The organism is Streptococcus sanguinis (genome assembly GCF_019928825.1).
GTDB lineage: Bacteria > Bacillota > Bacilli > Lactobacillales > Streptococcaceae > Streptococcus > Streptococcus sanguinis_L.
Genome location: NZ_JAHZOP010000004.1, coordinates 221,814 through 240,312, shown reverse-complemented (window position 1 = coordinate 240,312; position 18,499 = coordinate 221,814). Strand labels below are relative to the sequence as shown.

Annotated in this window: 18 protein-coding genes; 2 read left to right on the top strand and 16 right to left on the bottom strand. The window is 42.7% G+C overall.

All coding sequences use genetic code 11. The features are described 5' to 3' along the window. Positions 1 to 2: 2 nt before the first annotated feature. From K1J09_RS09265 to K1J09_RS09200, 14 genes are all read right to left on the bottom strand, one after another. Positions 3 to 404 carry a Spx/MgsR family RNA polymerase-binding regulatory protein gene (locus tag K1J09_RS09265; protein ID WP_002906786.1) on the bottom strand — a complete coding sequence of 134 codons (402 nt, stop codon included), beginning with the start codon at positions 402 to 404 and terminating at the stop codon, positions 3 to 5. A gap of 111 nt (positions 405 to 515) precedes the next feature. Beyond that, positions 516 to 1,445, bottom strand: coding sequence for a bifunctional riboflavin kinase/FAD synthetase (locus tag K1J09_RS09260; RefSeq protein ID WP_317627828.1), 930 nt, complete (start codon positions 1,443 to 1,445; stop codon positions 516 to 518). A 247-nt stretch (positions 1,446 to 1,692) separates the two neighbouring features. Beyond that, entirely contained in the window at positions 1,693 to 2,571 is an 879-nt protein-coding gene (gene truB, locus K1J09_RS09255; protein ID WP_223323825.1) for a tRNA pseudouridine(55) synthase TruB, read from the bottom strand. A 3-nt stretch (positions 2,572 to 2,574) separates the two neighbouring features. Beyond that, entirely contained in the window at positions 2,575 to 3,378 is an 804-nt protein-coding gene (locus K1J09_RS09250; protein ID WP_223323826.1) for an alpha/beta fold hydrolase, read from the bottom strand. Between the two features lie 30 nt (positions 3,379 to 3,408). Next, the gene (locus tag K1J09_RS09245) at positions 3,409 to 3,852 is read right to left on the bottom strand and encodes a GNAT family N-acetyltransferase (protein ID WP_061602736.1); all 444 of its coding nucleotides are present in this window, start codon (positions 3,850 to 3,852) and stop codon (positions 3,409 to 3,411) included. 9 nt (positions 3,853 to 3,861) lie between these two features. Further along, entirely contained in the window at positions 3,862 to 5,133 is a 1,272-nt protein-coding gene (locus K1J09_RS09240) for a DUF2130 domain-containing protein (RefSeq protein WP_061602735.1), read from the bottom strand. A gap of 3 nt (positions 5,134 to 5,136) precedes the next feature. Further along, positions 5,137 to 7,098: a P-loop NTPase fold protein gene (locus K1J09_RS09235; protein WP_223323827.1), complete on the bottom strand. Its 1,962-nt coding sequence runs from the start codon at positions 7,096 to 7,098 to the stop codon at positions 5,137 to 5,139. A 181-nt stretch (positions 7,099 to 7,279) separates the two neighbouring features. Next, positions 7,280 to 9,025 carry an ABC transporter ATP-binding protein gene (locus K1J09_RS09230; RefSeq protein WP_223323828.1) on the bottom strand — a complete coding sequence of 582 codons (1,746 nt, stop codon included), beginning with the start codon at positions 9,023 to 9,025 and terminating at the stop codon, positions 7,280 to 7,282. Beyond that, positions 9,018 to 10,784, bottom strand: a complete 1,767-nt coding sequence (locus K1J09_RS09225; RefSeq protein WP_223323829.1) for an ABC transporter ATP-binding protein — start codon at positions 10,782 to 10,784, stop codon at positions 9,018 to 9,020. The genes K1J09_RS09230 and K1J09_RS09225 overlap by 8 nt, the downstream gene beginning before the upstream one ends. An 18-nt stretch (positions 10,785 to 10,802) precedes the next feature. Next, positions 10,803 to 11,414, bottom strand: coding sequence for a TetR/AcrR family transcriptional regulator (locus tag K1J09_RS09220; RefSeq protein WP_223323830.1), 612 nt, complete (start codon positions 11,412 to 11,414; stop codon positions 10,803 to 10,805). 173 nt (positions 11,415 to 11,587) lie between these two features. After that, positions 11,588 to 12,004: a GNAT family N-acetyltransferase gene (locus tag K1J09_RS09215; RefSeq protein ID WP_223323831.1), complete on the bottom strand. Its 417-nt coding sequence runs from the start codon at positions 12,002 to 12,004 to the stop codon at positions 11,588 to 11,590. 50 nt (positions 12,005 to 12,054) lie between these two features. Next, positions 12,055 to 12,720, bottom strand: coding sequence for an ABC transporter ATP-binding protein (locus K1J09_RS09210; RefSeq protein ID WP_223323832.1), 666 nt, complete (start codon positions 12,718 to 12,720; stop codon positions 12,055 to 12,057). After that, on the bottom strand, positions 12,721 to 13,782 hold the full coding sequence (locus K1J09_RS09205; RefSeq protein ID WP_223323833.1) for an ABC transporter permease: 1,062 nt from the start codon (positions 13,780 to 13,782) through the stop codon (positions 12,721 to 12,723). Between the two features lie 67 nt (positions 13,783 to 13,849). Beyond that, positions 13,850 to 14,458 (bottom strand): TetR/AcrR family transcriptional regulator, encoded by a 609-nt coding sequence (locus tag K1J09_RS09200; protein WP_223323834.1) that lies wholly within the window; start codon positions 14,456 to 14,458, stop codon positions 13,850 to 13,852. Positions 14,459 to 14,567: 109 nt separating this feature from the next. On the opposite strand from K1J09_RS09200, the gene K1J09_RS09195 reads away from it, so the two are divergent. Then, positions 14,568 to 15,293: a hypothetical protein gene (locus tag K1J09_RS09195; protein ID WP_223323835.1), complete on the top strand. Its 726-nt coding sequence runs from the start codon at positions 14,568 to 14,570 to the stop codon at positions 15,291 to 15,293. 90 nt (positions 15,294 to 15,383) lie between these two features. On the opposite strand, the gene K1J09_RS09190 is transcribed toward K1J09_RS09195, so the two are convergent. Together K1J09_RS09190 and K1J09_RS09185 are read right to left on the bottom strand one after the other, a co-directional pair. Next, a complete protein-coding gene (locus K1J09_RS09190; RefSeq protein ID WP_223323836.1) occupies positions 15,384 to 16,421 on the bottom strand; it encodes a zinc-binding dehydrogenase in 1,038 nt (345 codons plus the stop codon). 179 nt (positions 16,422 to 16,600) lie between these two features. Continuing rightward, complete coding sequence (locus K1J09_RS09185; protein ID WP_223323837.1) at positions 16,601 to 17,071, bottom strand: SP_0198 family lipoprotein; 471 nt, start codon at positions 17,069 to 17,071, stop codon at positions 16,601 to 16,603. 215 nt (positions 17,072 to 17,286) lie between these two features. On the opposite strand from K1J09_RS09185, the gene K1J09_RS09180 reads away from it, so the two are divergent. Beyond that, on the top strand, positions 17,287 to 18,435 hold the full coding sequence (locus K1J09_RS09180; RefSeq protein ID WP_223323838.1) for a cobalamin-independent methionine synthase II family protein: 1,149 nt from the start codon (positions 17,287 to 17,289) through the stop codon (positions 18,433 to 18,435). Positions 18,436 to 18,499: the final 64 nt, after the last annotated feature.

The window sequence follows — 18,499 nt, the reverse complement described above, 5'->3', positions numbered from 1 at the left end:
CTTTACTGAATATCTGCCCGCATGGTTGCGGATCTTAACTCTTCCTTACGATAACTCCGAGGCAGGAAAGCACGAATTTCATCCTCGTTAAAGCCGATTTGCATCCGTTTGCCGTCTAAAATAATTGGGCGTCGCAAAAGACTGGGATTTTCCTCAATCAACTGAATCAAGGTTGAAATGGATAAATCCTCCACATCCAAATCTAATTTCTGAAAAATTTTTGAGCGAGTTGAAATAATGTCGTCTGTACCGTTCTCTGTCAAAGAAAGAATGTGTTGCAATTCGGGAGCTGACAGAGGGCTCGTCATGATATTATGTTCCTGAAAGGGCACTTCATGATTTAGCAGCCAAGCACGCGCCTTACGGCAAGAAGTACAACTCGGCGATAAAAATAATGTAATCATGCGTTTCTCTTCTAATTCTGTATAATAACTACCTCTATTATACTAAATTTTATTTGGCTTGACTATATTTTTTTGAAAATAACTGCTGAATGTCATGAAAATATAAATTTTTCAACTATTTCGATAACCAGTCCAACTTCTAGCGATCCGTTCATCGCTCTGCAACTGAGCAATCAAGCTGTCAATACCTTCAAACTTAACCATCTCGCGAATCTTGTCCAGCCAGAAAATTCGAATGGTATCACCATAAATATCCTGAGAAAAATCAAAGATATTAACCTCAAAACGGAGTTCATCACCGTCAAAAGTTACATTTTTCCCAAAACTAGCCATACCACGATAGCGCTGACCATTGTGCTCAACGTCCGCTACATAAACGCCATCTCCTGGGAGATGAACTCGATCCAAGGGAGCTAGATTGGCTGTTGGATAGCCAATCGTCCGTCCTCTGGCATTGCCATGAACCACGATACCGCGAGTGGACAGAGGATAGCCTAGCAATTCTTGAGTTTTCAGCATATCTCCGACAGCAATCGTCTCTCGAATCCGTGTGGAAGAAATCTTCCGATTATCCAGATTAACCGAGGGAACGATAACAATCTTGCCATTAAAATAATCTCTCAGCTCATGTGACTCTTTGCGGTCTGAGCCAAAATGATAGTCAAAGCCAGCTACCACGGCTTTGGCACGCAGACGAGATACATACTTCTCAAAAAAGTCTCGGGCTGTATTCCCCGCAAAATGACTAGTAAAATCAATCAGGTAAAGATAGTCAACACCTAGACTTTCCAGCTGTGCCATCCGGTCTTCAGGACTAGCCAGATGCAGCATGAGCTCAGGCTGATAGCGGACAAAGGCCAGTTTAGGCGACTCTGGGAAGGTCATCACTGCAATCTTGAGACCTTGCTCCGCAGCAATCTCTCTCGCTTTCTCAAAGAGTGCCTGATGGCCCTTATGCAGCCCATCGAAATAGCCTAGAACAAGGACTGTATCTTCTGTCTGATCAATCCCTTTTTCATCTATAATTCTCTTGGTTATCATCATTCCTCTATTTTACTACGCATTTGCTATTTTTACAATATCCGTTCCGCGCGAAACTGCAAAATATTCAAAAAGATTTTACTGCCTTAGTCACGGCGTTGGTCAAAATCTGAAAAAAGCAAAACAAAAGGACAGCAGTTGTGCAGTTGCTGTCCTTTTGTGAGGTTTAATGAAATTATTATAACATGCAAGCGCACATTTCATATTACAAAAGAGTAACAATCTTTTGACAATTCTACTGCGGATATTAAAGGAAGACTTTGCGGGGCTTGTAGGCGGCTTCCCGCTTTTCCAAAATGGCTACTAACTTCTCCTTATAAAAGCCAGCTAGCTCCGCTTCTTCTGACATCAAGCTGATAAAACGACCGTTTCTGACGTCCTCAACTTGCTCGTCAGAGAGCTCAACTCTCACTAAATCTCCGACTCCTAATTCGAGTGGTTGGAGGAAGGAGAAATCATCTACTGCTACTCGCTCTGCTATTTCATCCAATGTCAAGGCATCATCTAAGCTCATACCTGCTGAGGAAGTCCGTGTCAGCTGGGACATGTGACTGGCAAAGCCAAGCTTGGCTCCCAAATCAACAGACAGGGTTCGGACATAGGTCCCCTTGCTACACTTGACTCGAAAACGAAAGCGGGCTTGCTCATCTTCATAGGCAATCGGACTGGTGCGCTCGAAACTATAGATGGTCACCTGCCGCTCTGGCCGCTCCACTTCTTGACCCGCTCTTGCATACTCATAAAGCTTGCGGCCATTGACCTTGACTGCAGAGTACATGGGCGGAATCTGGCGAATCTCACCAGTCATGGACTCCATCGCTTCATCGATAAGGGCTTCTTCTAAAAGCTCTGTCACTGGCGTCCGCTCTAAGATGTCTCCGCTGGCATCCTCTGTCGTCGTTGAGCAGCCTAGAGTAATCTCCCCCTCGTAGACCTTGCCTTCCTCCTGCATAAACTCGACCAAGCGCGTCGCCTTGCCCACAGCAATCGGAAGCACCCCGATCACATCTGGATCCAAGGTTCCCCCATGACCAATTTTCTTGGTTTTTAAAATCTTTCGCAGCTTAAATACCGCATCATGCGAGGTCATGCCCGCTTCTTTTCTTAGGTTGATAATTCCGTTCATTGGTTAACTTTCTAAAAATAGTAAAACTCTCTTTTGGAAATCCTTATGCTGTTCATAGAGTGCGTGGCCACAGTCTGGCAAAATAGTGAACTGGCTATCTTTGATATGGTGATGCAATTCGAGCGAAGCTTCTACACCTAGAACGTCATCTTCTTCTGCTCCGATGACTAGCGTAGGACAGTTGATCTTTTCCAGAACTGCTAAACTATCATGTCTTAAGCAAGATATGGTCTGAATAGCAATCCGCTGTTTATCTTTAATACGACCAAAGATTCCCATTATTCGATAAAGGTATTTAAACTTTCCAAAAGATTTAGCCGTATAAGAGTGACTTGCAATATCCAACATCAGCTCCTTATAGGATCCAGTCTGACTCAACTCAAGCCAGCGAGTAATCCGCTCCCTACCAAGATTATTCAGTTTCGCAGTAGTAACTGTCAAAATCAATTTTTCAACTCTTTCTGAGAAATCTGCTGCCAACCATTGGGCAATCATACCACCTTGAGAAATTCCTAGGACAGCTACCGTTTTCAAACCTAAAACATCCATTGCTTCAGCTATATCAGTCGCCATATCTCGCGTTGTATAATTTTCTGGCAACTCATTAATTCTGCTAAAAACATAGACCTGGTAAGCTGTTGCGAAGCCCCTATAAGCTAGGGCAAGCATTTGCGTCATTCTCTTAACAGTCGCCAAACCATCCCCTAGACCTGGAATGATGAGCAGCGGCTTCTTCCCTTTTCCAGAGGTCGCATAATCCATGCTTTTTTCGTTAAAATATAAGGTTTTCCCTTTTGTTGAAGACATTACTTCGTTTCCCTTACTATTTTATCATGTTTATTCATGTTGACTTTTTAAATGCAGAGCAAAGCCGGCAGTCACTTTTTCAAATCCAACCGCCTGATAAAACTGATGTGCAGCATTTCGTTCAGCAGTTAATCCACTATTTAGAGCCAGTGCCTTAACTCCTTCTTTTACCGCTTGCTTTTTCAATTCATCGATTAGCCTACTAGCAATTCCTTGTCGTCTTGCTTCTTTTGCAACTGACAAAGCCAAAATACGATAGTAAGATCCATCTGCTTCAAAAAAGAAGAGCTTTGCATAACCCAAGAAACCTAAAATTTCTCCGTTTCTTTCAGCTAAAAGACAGCCATAATGCGGCTGAGAAAGAATCGTTTCTAAACGTCGAGCCAGCTTAGAAGCGGTCGTTGGATAGCCCAAGTCTTCGTATAGAGACAGTAAGGCTTCAGCATCTTTCATGGTTGCTTTTCGTATCTGCATAGGATCCTCCTAGTCTCCTTTCAAAGCTTCAAACTTAGCTTTCATGGTAGGATTTTTGCGTGTCAGTTTTTTGACAGAGACGTCGTCCAGTTTGTTGTTTGCTAAGCGCAGCTGGTTTTCAGAAGTTGTCAGGAATTTCTTGATTTCTTCCATCCTACGGATAGCTTTGTCAATCTCTTCGATGGCCTTGCCAAAATTGGTCGAAGCAGACTGATAGTTCTTAGCGAAAGCTACTTTAAAGGCATCCAAATCTTCCTCAAAATGCGTAATATCAATGTTCTGCTCCCGCACCAAGGCCAGTTCCTGCTTGTACTGAAGCGAGTTGAGCGCAGCATTACGCAAGAGTGTAATCATGGGGAGGAAGAACTGTGGTCGGATAACATACATCTTCTCATAGGCATAGGACACATCGACAATACCCGAATTGTAGAGCTCGCTGTCAGCCTCAAGAAGTGTCACCAGAATAGCATACTCACAGCCTTTCTCCCGCCGATCCTTATCCAGCTCTTTGAAGAAATGCTCGTTTTTCTTCTTGGTCGCCGTCTCATCGCCTTCATTTTTCATCTCAAACATGATGGAGAGGATTTCTACACCATTTTCATCCACTTCACGGTAAATGTAGTCACCCTTGCTGCCGGTTCTGGCATCATTGTCCTTGCCAAACTCAGCTCGTGGGAACATCCCCATACGGTTCTTGTTAAACTCGTACTCGCAGTGCTGTTCCAAACTCTCACCAATCATCTTAGTGGACTGCTTGGCTTTAAAATCCTTGTAGAACTCTATTGTCTCATCTTTCTGCCGCAGCTCTACCTCATAGCGCTCTTTAAGCGAGGTCTGAGCCAGCGCTGCTTCCTTTTCTTGCAAAACTAGCTGATTCCTAACCTCGTCTCGCTCTTTTTCCAGCGCAGATAAGGTCTTTTGCAGTTGATTTTCATGCTCCAAGCGCAGAGTTGTCAGCTGACTTTCCAATTGCTGAACTTCCTTTTCCTTCTCCTGCAATTGAAGACTAGCTGCTTGCTCTGCCTCTTTCTTAGCCAACTCCTGCTGGGTCTCAAACTGAGCAATTTGACTTTGAAGATTGCTAATTTCCTGTTCTTTCTGCGATAGGAGAGCTTGTTGGGCATTCTGGGATTTTTGCTCTGCTAAAGCCAGTTCCTGCTCAATCCGAGCATGAATCTCCTTGTCAAACTCTGCTGTCCGAACCTGCGACAAAAGCTCACTGTACTGGCTCTCATTGACAGTAAAAACCTCCCCGCAGTTGGGACATTTGATTTCGTTCATGGGTTACCTCACGTTATGTTTAATTTCAATAGCATTCATAATTAGTTTACCCAAATTATTTTTTTGATTTTCTTCTAATTGATTGATTTTTTCCAAAAATTTATTTGCAAAATCATCATTGTACGAAATGTTATTCAAAACTAACAGTTTTCGTTTGTTGACCTCACCATTTGAGTAAGAAGTGTGTGTAGTTACGAGATTATCCATTACAAATTGATAAAAGGTTGAATTATCAAACTCAAATATCGAATTAATTTTACTAGCAACAGCTTTTTGAAGTTCTCCTCTTAGAGTCTTGCTAAACAAAAATATCATATATGGATTCTGTACGCTGAGAATTTCAAATTCATCATCTTCTTTGAACGTTTTATTTACAAGAATCTCATATTCCTTAGATGACTCCGAAACAAATCTTGGAAGCAAAGTCAATTTTTCAGATAAATCAAGTTCAGAAATTTTTAAAATATACTTTTCAAATTGTTGGGCTGGCATCACAGCAAATTTACGTTGTAAAATATCTCTAATTTTATAAATTATACTTTCCAGATAATCAAGACTAAAATTTGAAAGACCAAAACCATCAATCTCTGCATTCAATGATATCAAATTAGTTAATAGGGATGAATAATTTTCTTCAGTAATATTTTTAAAACTATGAGCAATCATATCATCATCTAACAATTTATTAATATCTAACAATTTATTAATATCTAAATATTCTTTACTTAGAAGATTATAAAATTCCTCTTGTTGGTCATTATCATAAATTTTTCTTAGTAGATTAATCTGAGTAGCCTTATCAGATTCAAAAATTGTCTGAACATCAATTTTTGATATACTATTATTCACATTAAAGCCTACTAAATACCTTTCAAAATATTGATCTTCAGTAAAACTAGAATACCTGAAAACATTTCTCTCTTTATTTTTAAGCGCTTTATTAATTAAATCCGTGATAATCTCAGAATAATTTGTGTTAGTCATTCTATAAAACTTCGATTTATCATGAACAATCTCATTATAAAATCCATGGTGAAATTCATATATGTAACACATTAAAAGTAATTCGCTAAAATTTACTTTTTCTTTTTTGTTAGCGTATTCTTTTTCAAAAACTTCTAAAAGATGAATCGAATCTCTCATATTACGTTGTTCTACAATAAATGCATTCTGAATATCTCCTAACAGAATAATATCTGTTTCAGAGATATCTGCAAAACCACTCATTGATTCAAGTGTCTCACGGAAATGATACCACACATTTCGAGATGACATGCTATGTGGCATTATAATAATTTTATCAATGATTTTCTGAATAAAAAGAGACTCCTCACTTTTTCCCTTCAATCTCTCATATTCCCCAATAATAATGATTAAATGATTGTTAAATGCGTTTAAATTAGACAAAACGGCATATATGTCATCTCTGATATTGGAAGGAATACGATCGAAATCATCAACAACTATTATTAATTTCTGCTTTTTAGTTTTAAATTTTTTAGTTACAGAAGATTCATACCATCCTTCTTTTATGGCTTTATCTTGAAAAACAGTTACTATCGATGTTAAGATCAATAGCGGAGCTAATAAATTCCAATTGACCGGATTAGAAAACATCCAATTTATAAAATTGTTTAACAGAAAAAATAGAGCAACCACAATCGGAGCTAGCCAATTAAGAATAATATTAATTCTAGGGTATAGATTAGTAAAGATATAACGATATATCGTTTGTTCACCTGAAAACGACCAAAAATTTAATCTGATAAATTTAATTTCTTTGTTCTTAATTGCATAATTTTCTACTAAATTAATATAGCTAGACTTTCCGACGCCCCAATTACCACTTAAAAGAACTGTACCTGTATAGTCTGAATCAATATATTGTTCATAAAATTCTTTAACATGATTTTCTAAGCCAAACCTATCTTCCTCTATTGAATTAATCTCTCTATTTTTACTCATAATTCCCTCGCTAACGAGCTCTCGCTTCCTCCAATGTCAAACTCTTTCCCACTTGGGAGTTCGGACAAGCTCTTTCCTATTCTTCTACATCATTATAGCACACTTAGCTGGTCTATCATAGCAACAAAATAGAGCTCCTGCAAGCAAAAACAGCAAGCTATTGGCCTGCTGTTTCAGGTTATCACTCACCCATCTCAATCCGCCAGCTGGCAGCTATTTTTCTTTCTTGGATAAATTTGCTGTAGATACCTTGTTTGGCCAGTAAGTCTTGGTGTTTGCCTTGCTCGACAATGCGGCCTTGATCCAGCACCAGAATCTGGTCTGCATGCTCAACCGTCTTGAGTCGGTGGGCAATCATGATAATGGTCTTATCGCGAGTCAGAGCCTGAATAGCCTGCATGAGGGCTTCTTCGTTTTCTGGGTCAACATTGGCTGTTGCTTCATCCAGAATGATAATAGGAGCATCCTTGATAATTGCTCGTGCAATGGAAATGCGCTGACGCTCACCTCCAGAAAGACTGGCACCTCCTTCACCAATCTTGGTATCATAGCCATCAGGTAGCGAGAGGATAAAATCATGACAGGCAGCTTTCTTGGCAGCCTCTATCACTTCTTCCTGACTGGCCTCCGGCTTGCCAAAACGAATGTTATTAGCAATGGTATCCTCAAAGAGATAGACGCTTTGGAAGACAAAGCTGAAATTACGAATCAGGCTGTCATAGCTGTAATCCCTAACATCATGTCCGTCCAGACTGATACTTCCTTGGTCCACATCCCAGAAGCGGGCGATGAGGTTGCAGAGCGTTGTTTTGCCTGATCCAGAAGGTCCAACCAGAGCAGTTGTTGTTTTTTCTGGAATGGTGAGGGAAACCCGGTCAATGATTTTCTTATTCCCATAAGAGAAGCTAACATCTCTCAGATCAATCCGGCTACTCTTAGGCTCAATATCCTGACCACTGATGTCCATCGGCTGGATAGCTAAGACTTGATTGACCATATCAACCGACAGATCAACAATGCGCAGGAGAGAAGAGAAAGAGCCAACGCCGTCTAGATTTTCATAAATCATAAAACCACTGACAATCATCATAATGGTTACCAGCAGCTCCATACTGCCATTGAGATAAAAATAGATAGAGAAAAGACCCATAAAGAGACCGGTCAGCTTGGTCACCATGCCCTGGAGGGCAATGTAAGGTGAGGTCACGAGTGTCATTTTAGTATCTAGCTGACTCTTGCCTTCAATAGCCTTGGACAGCTTCTTGGCAGAACGGTTGACCAGATTGTAGTTCTTAACTTCAGCAATCCCTTGGCTGTACTCCAAAACAACGGCTACCAGGTCCATATCCGCCTGATACTTGTCATCTGAAACCTTGCCAACTTGCCAACGCATGAGGGTATTTGGCAGGAGAAAGAGGACGAGACCCACCAAGAGAACCAGACCAACCCGCCAGTCATAGAGAAAGACCAAAATAGTGATGAGACCAGTCGTCAGAAAGCCCTGCACAGTCATCATAACCACTCGCGTAGCTACATCAGACAGTCCTTCCAGCGTATTGGTCGTAACACTGGTAATCTTGCCTAAGCTATTTTGATTAAAGTAACCCATGGGTAGATAGCGCATGTGCTCGGCAATTTCAATCCGCTTCTGAGCACAGGTATGATAGCCTGCTTCCGTCTGCAGCATGGTAATTTTCAGGGTAATCCAGACGTTTAGAACAGTGGATACCAACATGATACCCAGAGCCAGCCAGAAGGTCTGCATAGAGAGATTCTTCTCAATCAGTCCCATAACGACTAGGCCGATTGCTGGAATACGCAGAGCGATGATAAAGGACTTGATGATGCCCAGATAAATGGATTGATAAAATTTCCTACGGTCCTCTGACGTACAGAAATCAAAGAATTTCTTCAGTATATTAAGCATGAGTCAGCCCTCCTTCCATCTCATCACTATCCCTAGTAGCTATATGGGCTTGCCACATGGAAGCATAAAGCGGACTTGCTGTCAGCAACTCTTCATGCCGGCCTCTAGCTTCAATCCGACCGTCATTTACCAAGACTATCTGGTCTGCACTCATAATCGTTGACAGCCTGTGGGCAATGACAATCAAGGTCCGTCCCTCAATCAGACGAGCTAGACTGGACTGAATCCGCGCTTCATTTTCCGGATCTGTATAAGCAGTCGCTTCATCCAAGATAAGAATCGGCGCATCCTTAAGCATGGCACGGGCGATGGCAATCCGCTGGCGCTCACCACCAGATAGATGCCCGCCGCCAGATCCGACCTGCGTCTCAAAGCCGTTTTCTAAGTTCATGATAAAGTCATAACAGCCACAGCGACGGGCAATTTCGATGACCTCTTCATCAGAAGCTGCTGGATTTCCCATCCGAATATTTTCCATAATAGTCTCATCAAAGAGATAGTTATCCTGGGTCACGTAAGCAATCTGCTGACTGTAATAGTCTAGCGGAAGCTGACGAATATCCAAGCCACCATAGGTAATCTGACCAGAACTGACATCCCAGAATGAAGCTAGAAGCTTGGCAATTGTAGACTTACCTGAGCCTGATGGCCCAACTAAAGCATTGATGCTGCCAGCCTTAATATCTAGCGAAATACCATGGAGTACTTCCTCTTCATCTGTATAGCCAAAGCTGACATCCGTCATGACCAGATCCCTTCCTTTTGGAAGTTCTCTCAGCTCCTGAGGCCTTTCCAAATCAGGCTTTTCCAAAATATCAATGACTTGGCCAAAAATAGTGCCGATTTTCCGTAAATCGTCCATATAGCTAGCCACTAAAATCAGAGGAGTCAGAAGACTGAGCGAAAGAATAATCATCAGAATGAAATTACTGGCAGTCAAGCTACCTTGCAGATAGAAATAACAGCCAGCAGGCAGCAGAAAGAGCAAGCCTGATGGCAGAAAAGCAGTCACAATACCCATCTCCAGATTGAACTTGCGCATCCACTCAATAAAGCAGTCTGCTCCTTCTCTAACAGCCGTAACAAACTTATCGTAAGAGAACTTTTCCTTGCCAAAAACCTTGATAACCTCAATCCCATTGATGTATTCCACCGCTGTATCATTGAGCTTTTTGGTCTTGACCAGAGTATTTTGATAGTCTGCTTCGCTATTAGCAACCATCCGCATATAGGCCAGCGCCACGATGGGAATAGTCAGGAGAGACAGCAAGGTCAGCCGCCAATCGATAACCAGCATAGCAATGAGAACAATAATCGGACCAAAAATCCCAGCAGTAAACTCTGGAATTAGGTGAGCCAAGGTCGTTTCGGTCGCATCTACCCGCTCAACGATAATGTTTTTATAACTGCCTGATGACTGACTGAGCACTGTGCCTAAAGGCAGCCTAGCCATCTTGTCTGTCAGGCGGTGCCGCATTTCCGCTAGAATCTTAAAAGTAGCCGTATGTGACAGCATGGTGGAAATACCATGGAATCCCCAGTAGCCAATCCAAGCTAGACCTGCCCAAGCTGACTGCTGCAGGTAAAAATCCCAGTTTTTATTGCCAGCCAAGAGCTGATTAATCATTCCACCAATAAAGAAATAAGGCAGAAATCCTGAAAGCACAGAGGCAAAGGCAAAGATCAGACTGAGCACAAAATATATCTTATGAAGGGAAACAAAGTCCCAGATCCAAGCAAAGACAGATTTTTTCTTCATAGAATTTCCTTCTTTCTATCAAAAACCTAGCAAACCTCCCCAGTCAAACAAGTCCATGATGGAATGGCAAAATTCCAGCGCCTGCTCTTGGGGCCAGTCTTGAGCCAAGGGCTCAAATACAGCTGTATAATAAGCTGTCATGCACGATCGCAGAAACTCGTGTTTGACCAAATGATTGATCTTACCCTCTTTGTATGCCAGCTCCAGATAGCGATAAGTCTCGTCTGCAGCCAAATGAGGCAGACGCATCCTGAAGTCCGCTTGCGAAGAACCCTGAGATTTAAAGAGCAAGAGCTGCATAATATCCTTATGCTCATAGAGAATCCGCATCAGGGACTGGAGATCCTCTAAACGATGAGTCCACATATCAGATAGGTGTCCCTCTTCTAGGAAAGCATAGTCACGTCGCTTCTGCTCTTGTCCATACTGGTCTAAGGCTGTCAGAGTAGGTTCAAGCAGAACACTAAAGAGACTGTCCTTACTTTCATAGCGCTTATAAAGCGCCCCAGTCGTCAAGCCAGCAGCGCGACAAATTCTCCGCAGTGAAGCATCCTGATAGCCATTAGCTAAGAACTCACTCCTCGCGCTTTCCAAGATTTTTTCGTTTAACTCATCTGTTTCTTTTTTCATGGTTTCAATTCGATAACGCTGTTATCGCCTTTCTTCTTTTATTATAAATTCTGACAATTTAACTGTCAAGGAAAAACAAAAGAGACCGAGAAATATTTTCATCGGTCTAGTTCTATTCCTTTTCCTCTTGTAAACATAACAAAAGGAGCTTGCGAACAAGCTCCTCTAGAATTTTATTTTTTATTAGGTGCATAAATCATGCCAGTACAGTCGAAATCTTCCTGCCTGCGAAAGCCGAGCTCTTGATAAAACGCTAGATTTTTATCTGACTGCTCCGTTGCCAGCTGGATTTGGTAAACGACCTTAAATCTTTCCAACGTCTGCTGAAGAAGGCTTCGGCCAATTCCCTGACGCTGGTAGTGTGGATACACCAGCAAATCCTGAATAAAGACAATGGTAAGCCCATCTCCGACCACTCGGATCAAACCAGCCAACCTGTCTTCGTCATAGGCCGCCATCACAAACAAAGACTGATGGTATGCCTGCTCTAACTGCTGAGGACGATTGGTGTAATTGCTCCAACCAACCGAAGCATAGAGGTCTAGCACTGCCGCAAAATCTAGCTGCGGATTTGTTTTATAATGAATCATAGTCCTCTCCTTGTTTTTTCTCTGTTTGTTTGCAAAACACTTCTAAAGCTTTATCGAACTTGAGTCAGCACTCCGTCTTGCATCTCATAGACCTTGTCAACTTCGTCCAGCAGGCGGGTATCATGAGTAATCATGACCACGCTCTTATGGAATTTCTGGGTCACCTCTTTGAGCAGATGGACCACGCGCTTAGCCCGCTCTGTATCCAGACTAGCTGTTGGCTCATCAGCCAAGATAATATCTGGGCTATTGTAAAGCGCTCTAGCGATAGCGGCTCTCTGCCGTTCTCCGCCGGACAATTCTTTCGGATACTGCTTGAGTGATCCTTGTAGATCTAGCAACTCAATCAGACTGTCTAGATCCGTCCTTTCCTTTTTAGATAAGCGGTCAATCAGCTGGAACTGGTCTTCGATTTTCAAAAAAGGAATGAGATTAGAAGCCTGCAAAATAAAACCGAAATCATTGAAACGCAGGGCTGCCCGTTCCTTTTCCTTGAGCCGGGAAGTATCTTTCCCATGCAGAAGAATCTGTCCTTTTGAGGGTGTTTGTAAATGCCCCAGCAAGGTCAGAAAGGTTGTTTTACCCGATCCTGACGGCCCAATAATAGCTACAAACTGCCCCGCTTCCAGTTGGAAATCAGTTGGTTTCAGAGCTTGAACCAGCGTATGTCCCTGGCCGTATTCTTTTGTAACCCCTTTTAGTTCTATGATTGACATTTACTCACCTCCGATTGCTGTGATAGGGTCAATTTTCAGAACCCGGTGAATGGACAAGAGTCCGCCAGCCAGTGACATGAAAACAATCAGGACAATCAATCCAGCATAAGCTCGCCAGTCACTATAAAAAGGCATAGAAGCCGGCAAGACTAGCTGGGTTCCCAAGAGAGCCAAGACAGCTAAGCTGATTCCCAGAGTGGACAGGATGAAAATCTGCCAGAAAATAGAAGCAATAATCTTCCCACTCGCAATCCCTTGGGCGCGCATAATACCGTAAAGATGCGTCTTTTGGATGGTAATGATGTACATGAAAATTCCCAATACCAAAAATGTAATCAGAACCATGGCCCCAATCATAAAGGAAAAAGTCAGTACCTGAGGCTGATAACCAGGGATATTTTCTATAAAATCACTCATAGAGAGTTGACTAAGTCCTGCTTCTTCAATCTTCTGACCATCCTTGACCACAAGTGCACTGATATTCTTAACCTGACTTGAGCCGTACTTTAATTCCCTGAAATCATCTAAATCCATAAAAATTACAGGTTGAGTAAAGAAGCTATTATCCTCTGTGAAACCAACAACCTGATAGAGGCGCTCACTGCCATTGAGCTGGAGTTGGTCGCCTAGTTTGACACCTTTTTGCTGCAGACGCTTATCCGCAATAACTTCATAAGCATTCTCAGCAGGACGTCCCTCAATAATGTCAGGCGCTAGAAAACTATCCCAAGACAGACCAAAAATCTGAGCATTGATTTTATCAGTGCCATCTTCATAATTGGCCACTGCTGACGTTTGTCCCAAAGCAGCGATTGAGTCCCCTTGAAGCAGGCGGCTGTATTCCTCTTCCTTGAGAGTCGAAGCTATTAGATTCTTATTGGCGTACTCCGACAAGACGATTGACTCAGCCTGCCATTGGTCCAAAGCCAAGCGATTGAGCCTAGCCAAACCGACGGAAAGACTAGATAAAAAGAAAACCATATAGGTAATGAGAAAGACCACAGCAACCACTAAACGATAGCGTCCACGGCTGTAGACAATCTCTTTAAAAGCTAAAAACAAGGCTGTCCTCCTTTGAGATATTCAAGACTATTATATCATAAAGAAGCAAGCTGGAAAAACTATCCTGTCAATCCCCCTGCATATGCTCTCTGACAAAGCCTGCCAGACCGACAGCGGTCACCCCAGCATGAAAATCGCTCATTTGCTGAACCTGATAACAAGGATGAGCCAGCCAGTAAGTCAGGGTTCCCATAAAGGACGCGACCTGATGATTCAGCAGCAAATCTGCTTCTATCTCCTCTAAATGTGGATTCCCCAAGGAAATACTCTGCGAGAAAATCTCCCTCAAAGCTTCCTGCAACCGCTGCGAACTAGTTGGACTGCCATTTGGACCCAAAAGAATGGCCAAGTCTTCCAAGTAAGGCTCAAAAAAATGAAAAAGATTTTGTTTCTCATGGATATAGTCTTCCACTTTAAAATCCTTTTCTAACTTGAACAAGCAGGCAGATTCTAGAGCCTCTTGATAATAGGCCTGCAAATTACCTAGAAAGCGGTCTTCTATCTTCTCCAGCAGATCATATTTATCCAGATAATGCCGATAAAAGGTACTACGATTCACCTCTGCCAAATCAATCAATTGGCGAATGCTGATGCTCTCAAAAGTCTGCTCTTTCATCAGCTGCAGCAAGCTAGTCTCTATCTGCTTTTCTGTCTTTCTTCTTTTTTTCTCATACATGCTATTCACCTCAAAATGCAACAGTCTATCTAAAATTGATGCTTGTCTACCATCCAGCTCCCACTATATAATAAATATAAGCAGAAGACAAGAACAAGAGGATTAAAAGATGAAGATTATTATCAATCAAAAGGAAGTTAGTCAAGAAAGAATTGAACAATGGAGAAAGCAAAAAATCCTTAAAGCAGCTAAGATACTTAATCTACAGCTACCTAATACTGACAACACGGAGATTTTAGACCAAGCCCTACTGGAAGCAAAAATGAAGCTGACATACGAAGAGCTAATCCAGCAAATCGGAACCAAACTCAAATGGAGCCAATATTTGATGAAATGGGCGGCCAAATGGTCCAATAAACCACGAAAAAGAGCTATCATCACGATTTTTGCAAGTGGTCTGACTGCTGCTTCTTTCAGTAAAAGGCTAGAAAAGTTGATGTTAGAAAAGACAGATGTTCATAAAAGAGTCAATCTTGGTGCCTGTCCAGACCATTATGCCATGCAGCCACACGGAGACAAACTTGAAGTCATTGAGACGGCAGGAAACAGCCCGCTGCCGACACAGTTTTTTCTTGATCTTGGTGGTGAGGCTGAGATAGAGGAACCTCGTGATGCGTCTTATCCCTTCCAATCTGTCGGTGTCGCCAGACTAGCGAATGGTTGCAATATCGGTGGTATTCGCCATCAATTTCGCGACACAGAAAAAGGCCTAGAAGCCCGATTCTGCGTTGAATTCCCCAGCCTTTGTCCAGACAGCCTTATCAAAGAACACCAGCTCCATCTTGCCGCCGAATGGTCAAGGTGGATAGCTTGGTGCAGAGAGCATAAAGAATGAATTTCCTTTCATGAAAAGAACTACCAAGCCATGCAAAAACAGCCTACTGCCATCTTAAAGAGACCGCAGCAAGGCTGTTTTCTTCTTTACCTAATCAAAGACAATCATGGACTTAATAGTCTTGCGTTCATCCATATCTTTATAAGCTTGATCGATATCTTCCAGTTTGTAGCTTGAAGTAAAGACCTTCCCCGGATTAATATCGCCGTCAAGAACTGCCTTGAGCAATATTTGCTTGTCGTAAGTCGTGACAGAGGCTGCTCCGCCTGCCACTGTAATATTTTGAGCAAAGGTAGAACCAAGTGCTCGGTTATTATAGTGTGGCACACCGACAAAGCCTAAGCGGCCGCCGTTGTGAAGGACTCCTAGAGCTTGATCAACAGCAGCTTCTGTTCCAACACATTCCAGAGCTGCATCTGCCCCACCACCAAGGATTTCACGGACCTTGGCAATTCCCTCTTCGCCACGTTCTGCAACAACGGCTGTTGCACCGGATTCCAAGGCCATTTTTTGGCGATCTTCGTGTTGGCTCATAAGAACGATTTGGGAAGCACCACGCATTTTAGCTGCGATAACAGCGCATTGTCCAACAGCTCCGTCACCAATCACGACTACCTTATCACCAGGCTTAACGTCTGCCACACGCGCGGCATGGTAACCCGTCGGCATGACATCTGCCAGTGTCAAGAGGGATTTGAGCATACCTTCTGTATAATCAGAGGGCTGACCCGGAATTTTGATAAGAGCCCAGTTAGCAAATTCGAAGCGCATATATTCTGCCTGCACCCCATTTGACCAGTTATTCCCAATATGAGAATCACAGGTGCCATCAAATCCTGCCCAACAGGCATCACATTGCCCGCATCCATGAGTGAAAGGTGCAATAACGAAGTCACCAGGTTTAACAGTCGTTACTGCATCCCCGATTTCTTCGACAATTCCAATTGCTTCGTGCCCACTATTTTGATGGCCTGCTTCAATATCTGGACTGCGGTAGCGCCATAGGTCAGAGCCACAGACACAGGTCCGAACAATCCGAATAATGGCATCATCTGCCTCAATAATTTGCGGACGATCAATCTCAGTCAGTCCAACTTGACCTGCTTTTGAATAAACTGCCAATTTCATCGTTTCTTCTCCTTTGATATCTTTATAGTAACTATTATACAACTTAGAGCACCCTTCAAGTCAAATTTTTGACATCATTTAAGAAAAATTCTTATAAAAAAGGAAACTCCTTTCTCAGAGTTTCCTAGTTTGATTCCCTCACTGCTCATCCTGTTGTCCTGAGCAGAATGAGAAGCGCTTTACTGCTTGGTAAAGGTCAGAGTGTCTGGATCATCATCCAATTCGTCCACAATCAGCTGATTGCCATTTTGGCGGTAACTTTTGACATCATCACCGACAATTAGTCTTTGGTTAGCACTATCTACTTGTACCTGCTTGATTTCCTTACTACCATCAACCTCGGTCTCAGTCCAAGTACCAGTCGTACCATTGATTTCTAGGACATGTTGGTCGCCATCATGGTCGGTTGCTTGGTAGCGCCCGTCTAGATTTGTGGCCTGCCCTGCATTTGATGATGACGAAGGCTGATTAGAGGATGATGCAGCTGATGACTGCGAAGTCTGATTCTGCGCAGATTGTGATGTTTGGCCTTGAGTATTCTGTGATGAACTAGTATCCCCTCCTTGGTTAGTATTGCCTGAGCAGGCAACCAATAGAACTGCTGCTGTCAGAGATAGAATTCCGATAAAGGCTTTTTTTGTAATAGTCATATTCTTTTCTCCTTTTTCTACATTTGTAGTTTATACTTATATTCTACACTTGTCTGTTTCATTTGTCAAGAAAAAGCAGTTTTTATTAAAAGGAAATACACCCTAAGCGCTAGCAATAGTTTTCGGATATACCCTACCAGCAGAATTAACTATTTTATTTGCAGAGAAATTTTCGATACAATAGACCATAATCCCTAATGAAAGTGAGAAATCTTATGACAAAATCAAAATTCCAACTGGTTGGATCACTTCTGCGCCCAGAAAATCTGCGCCAGTATAAGACAGAAATTGAGCACCGCGATGATATTCAATACCCCTTCTACGACAGCTTCCCAGGCTACCATGAGACGGAGACAGCTGACATCAAGGAGATTGTTGCTGAGCAAAAGGCAAAGGGAATTGACATCCTGACAGATGGAGAATACTCCAAGTCTATGTGGCATCTGGACTTTGTCTGGGGACTTAAGGGAATCGAGCGCTACATTGCTGACCACGGCTATACCTTCAAGGACCACGACGGCGGGCAATATGAGACCCGTAAGGACATTGGTATCCGCATCACAGCACCACTCTTTGGTAAAAATCATCACTTTATCGAGATTTATAAGCTAGTCAAGGATGAGGCTGCTGGTGAAGATACCAAGCTGACTGTCTGGGGACCTGCCCATGCTTATACTGAGTTAGCTGTCTTTGACCGCTTGGCGGGACCAGGACAAGTTTATGAGACCAATGAAGACTTGAAAAAAGGCTTGATTCAAGCTTATAAGGAATTTTTGGACGACTATAAGGCCGCTGGCGGACAGATTATCCAGTTTGACGACTGTCTCTGGGAACTCTTTGACGAGTCCAATCCTGCCAGCTTCTTTGCTGAAGGCAATGCCAGTCTGGCTGACCTGGCAGACGAGTTTGTCGCTATTAATAACGAAGTTGTAGACTACGCTCATGAGCTAGGACTGACTGTCTGGACCCACAACTGCCGTGGCAACTACGAAAGCCGTTCTGCTGCTGAAGGGACCTACGAAGCTATCGCGGAAAAATTCCTGCGCGACCAACACTATGATCGTTACTTCCTAGAGTGGGACAGCGATGTGGCTGGTGATGTATCAGCCCTAGTAGCTTTGAAAGACAAGAATGCAGAAGTCGTTTTAGGACTTCTTTCCAGCAAAACGACAGGCTTGGATGACGAAAAACGCGTCCTAGACCTGCTCGAGAAAGCAGCAACCGTTCTACCGAAAGAGCGTCTCCTGCTCTCCCACCAATGCGGCTTCGCCTCTTGTGACTCTGGAAACGAACTAACCATTGAACAACAATGGGCCAAAATCAAACAAGGCCAAGAAATCGCCCAGAAATTCTGGGGAGAATAAGCAAAAAAAGCGGTATGACCGCTTTTTTCAATGCTTTTAAAATCAATTTTGGGCTGAATTAGAT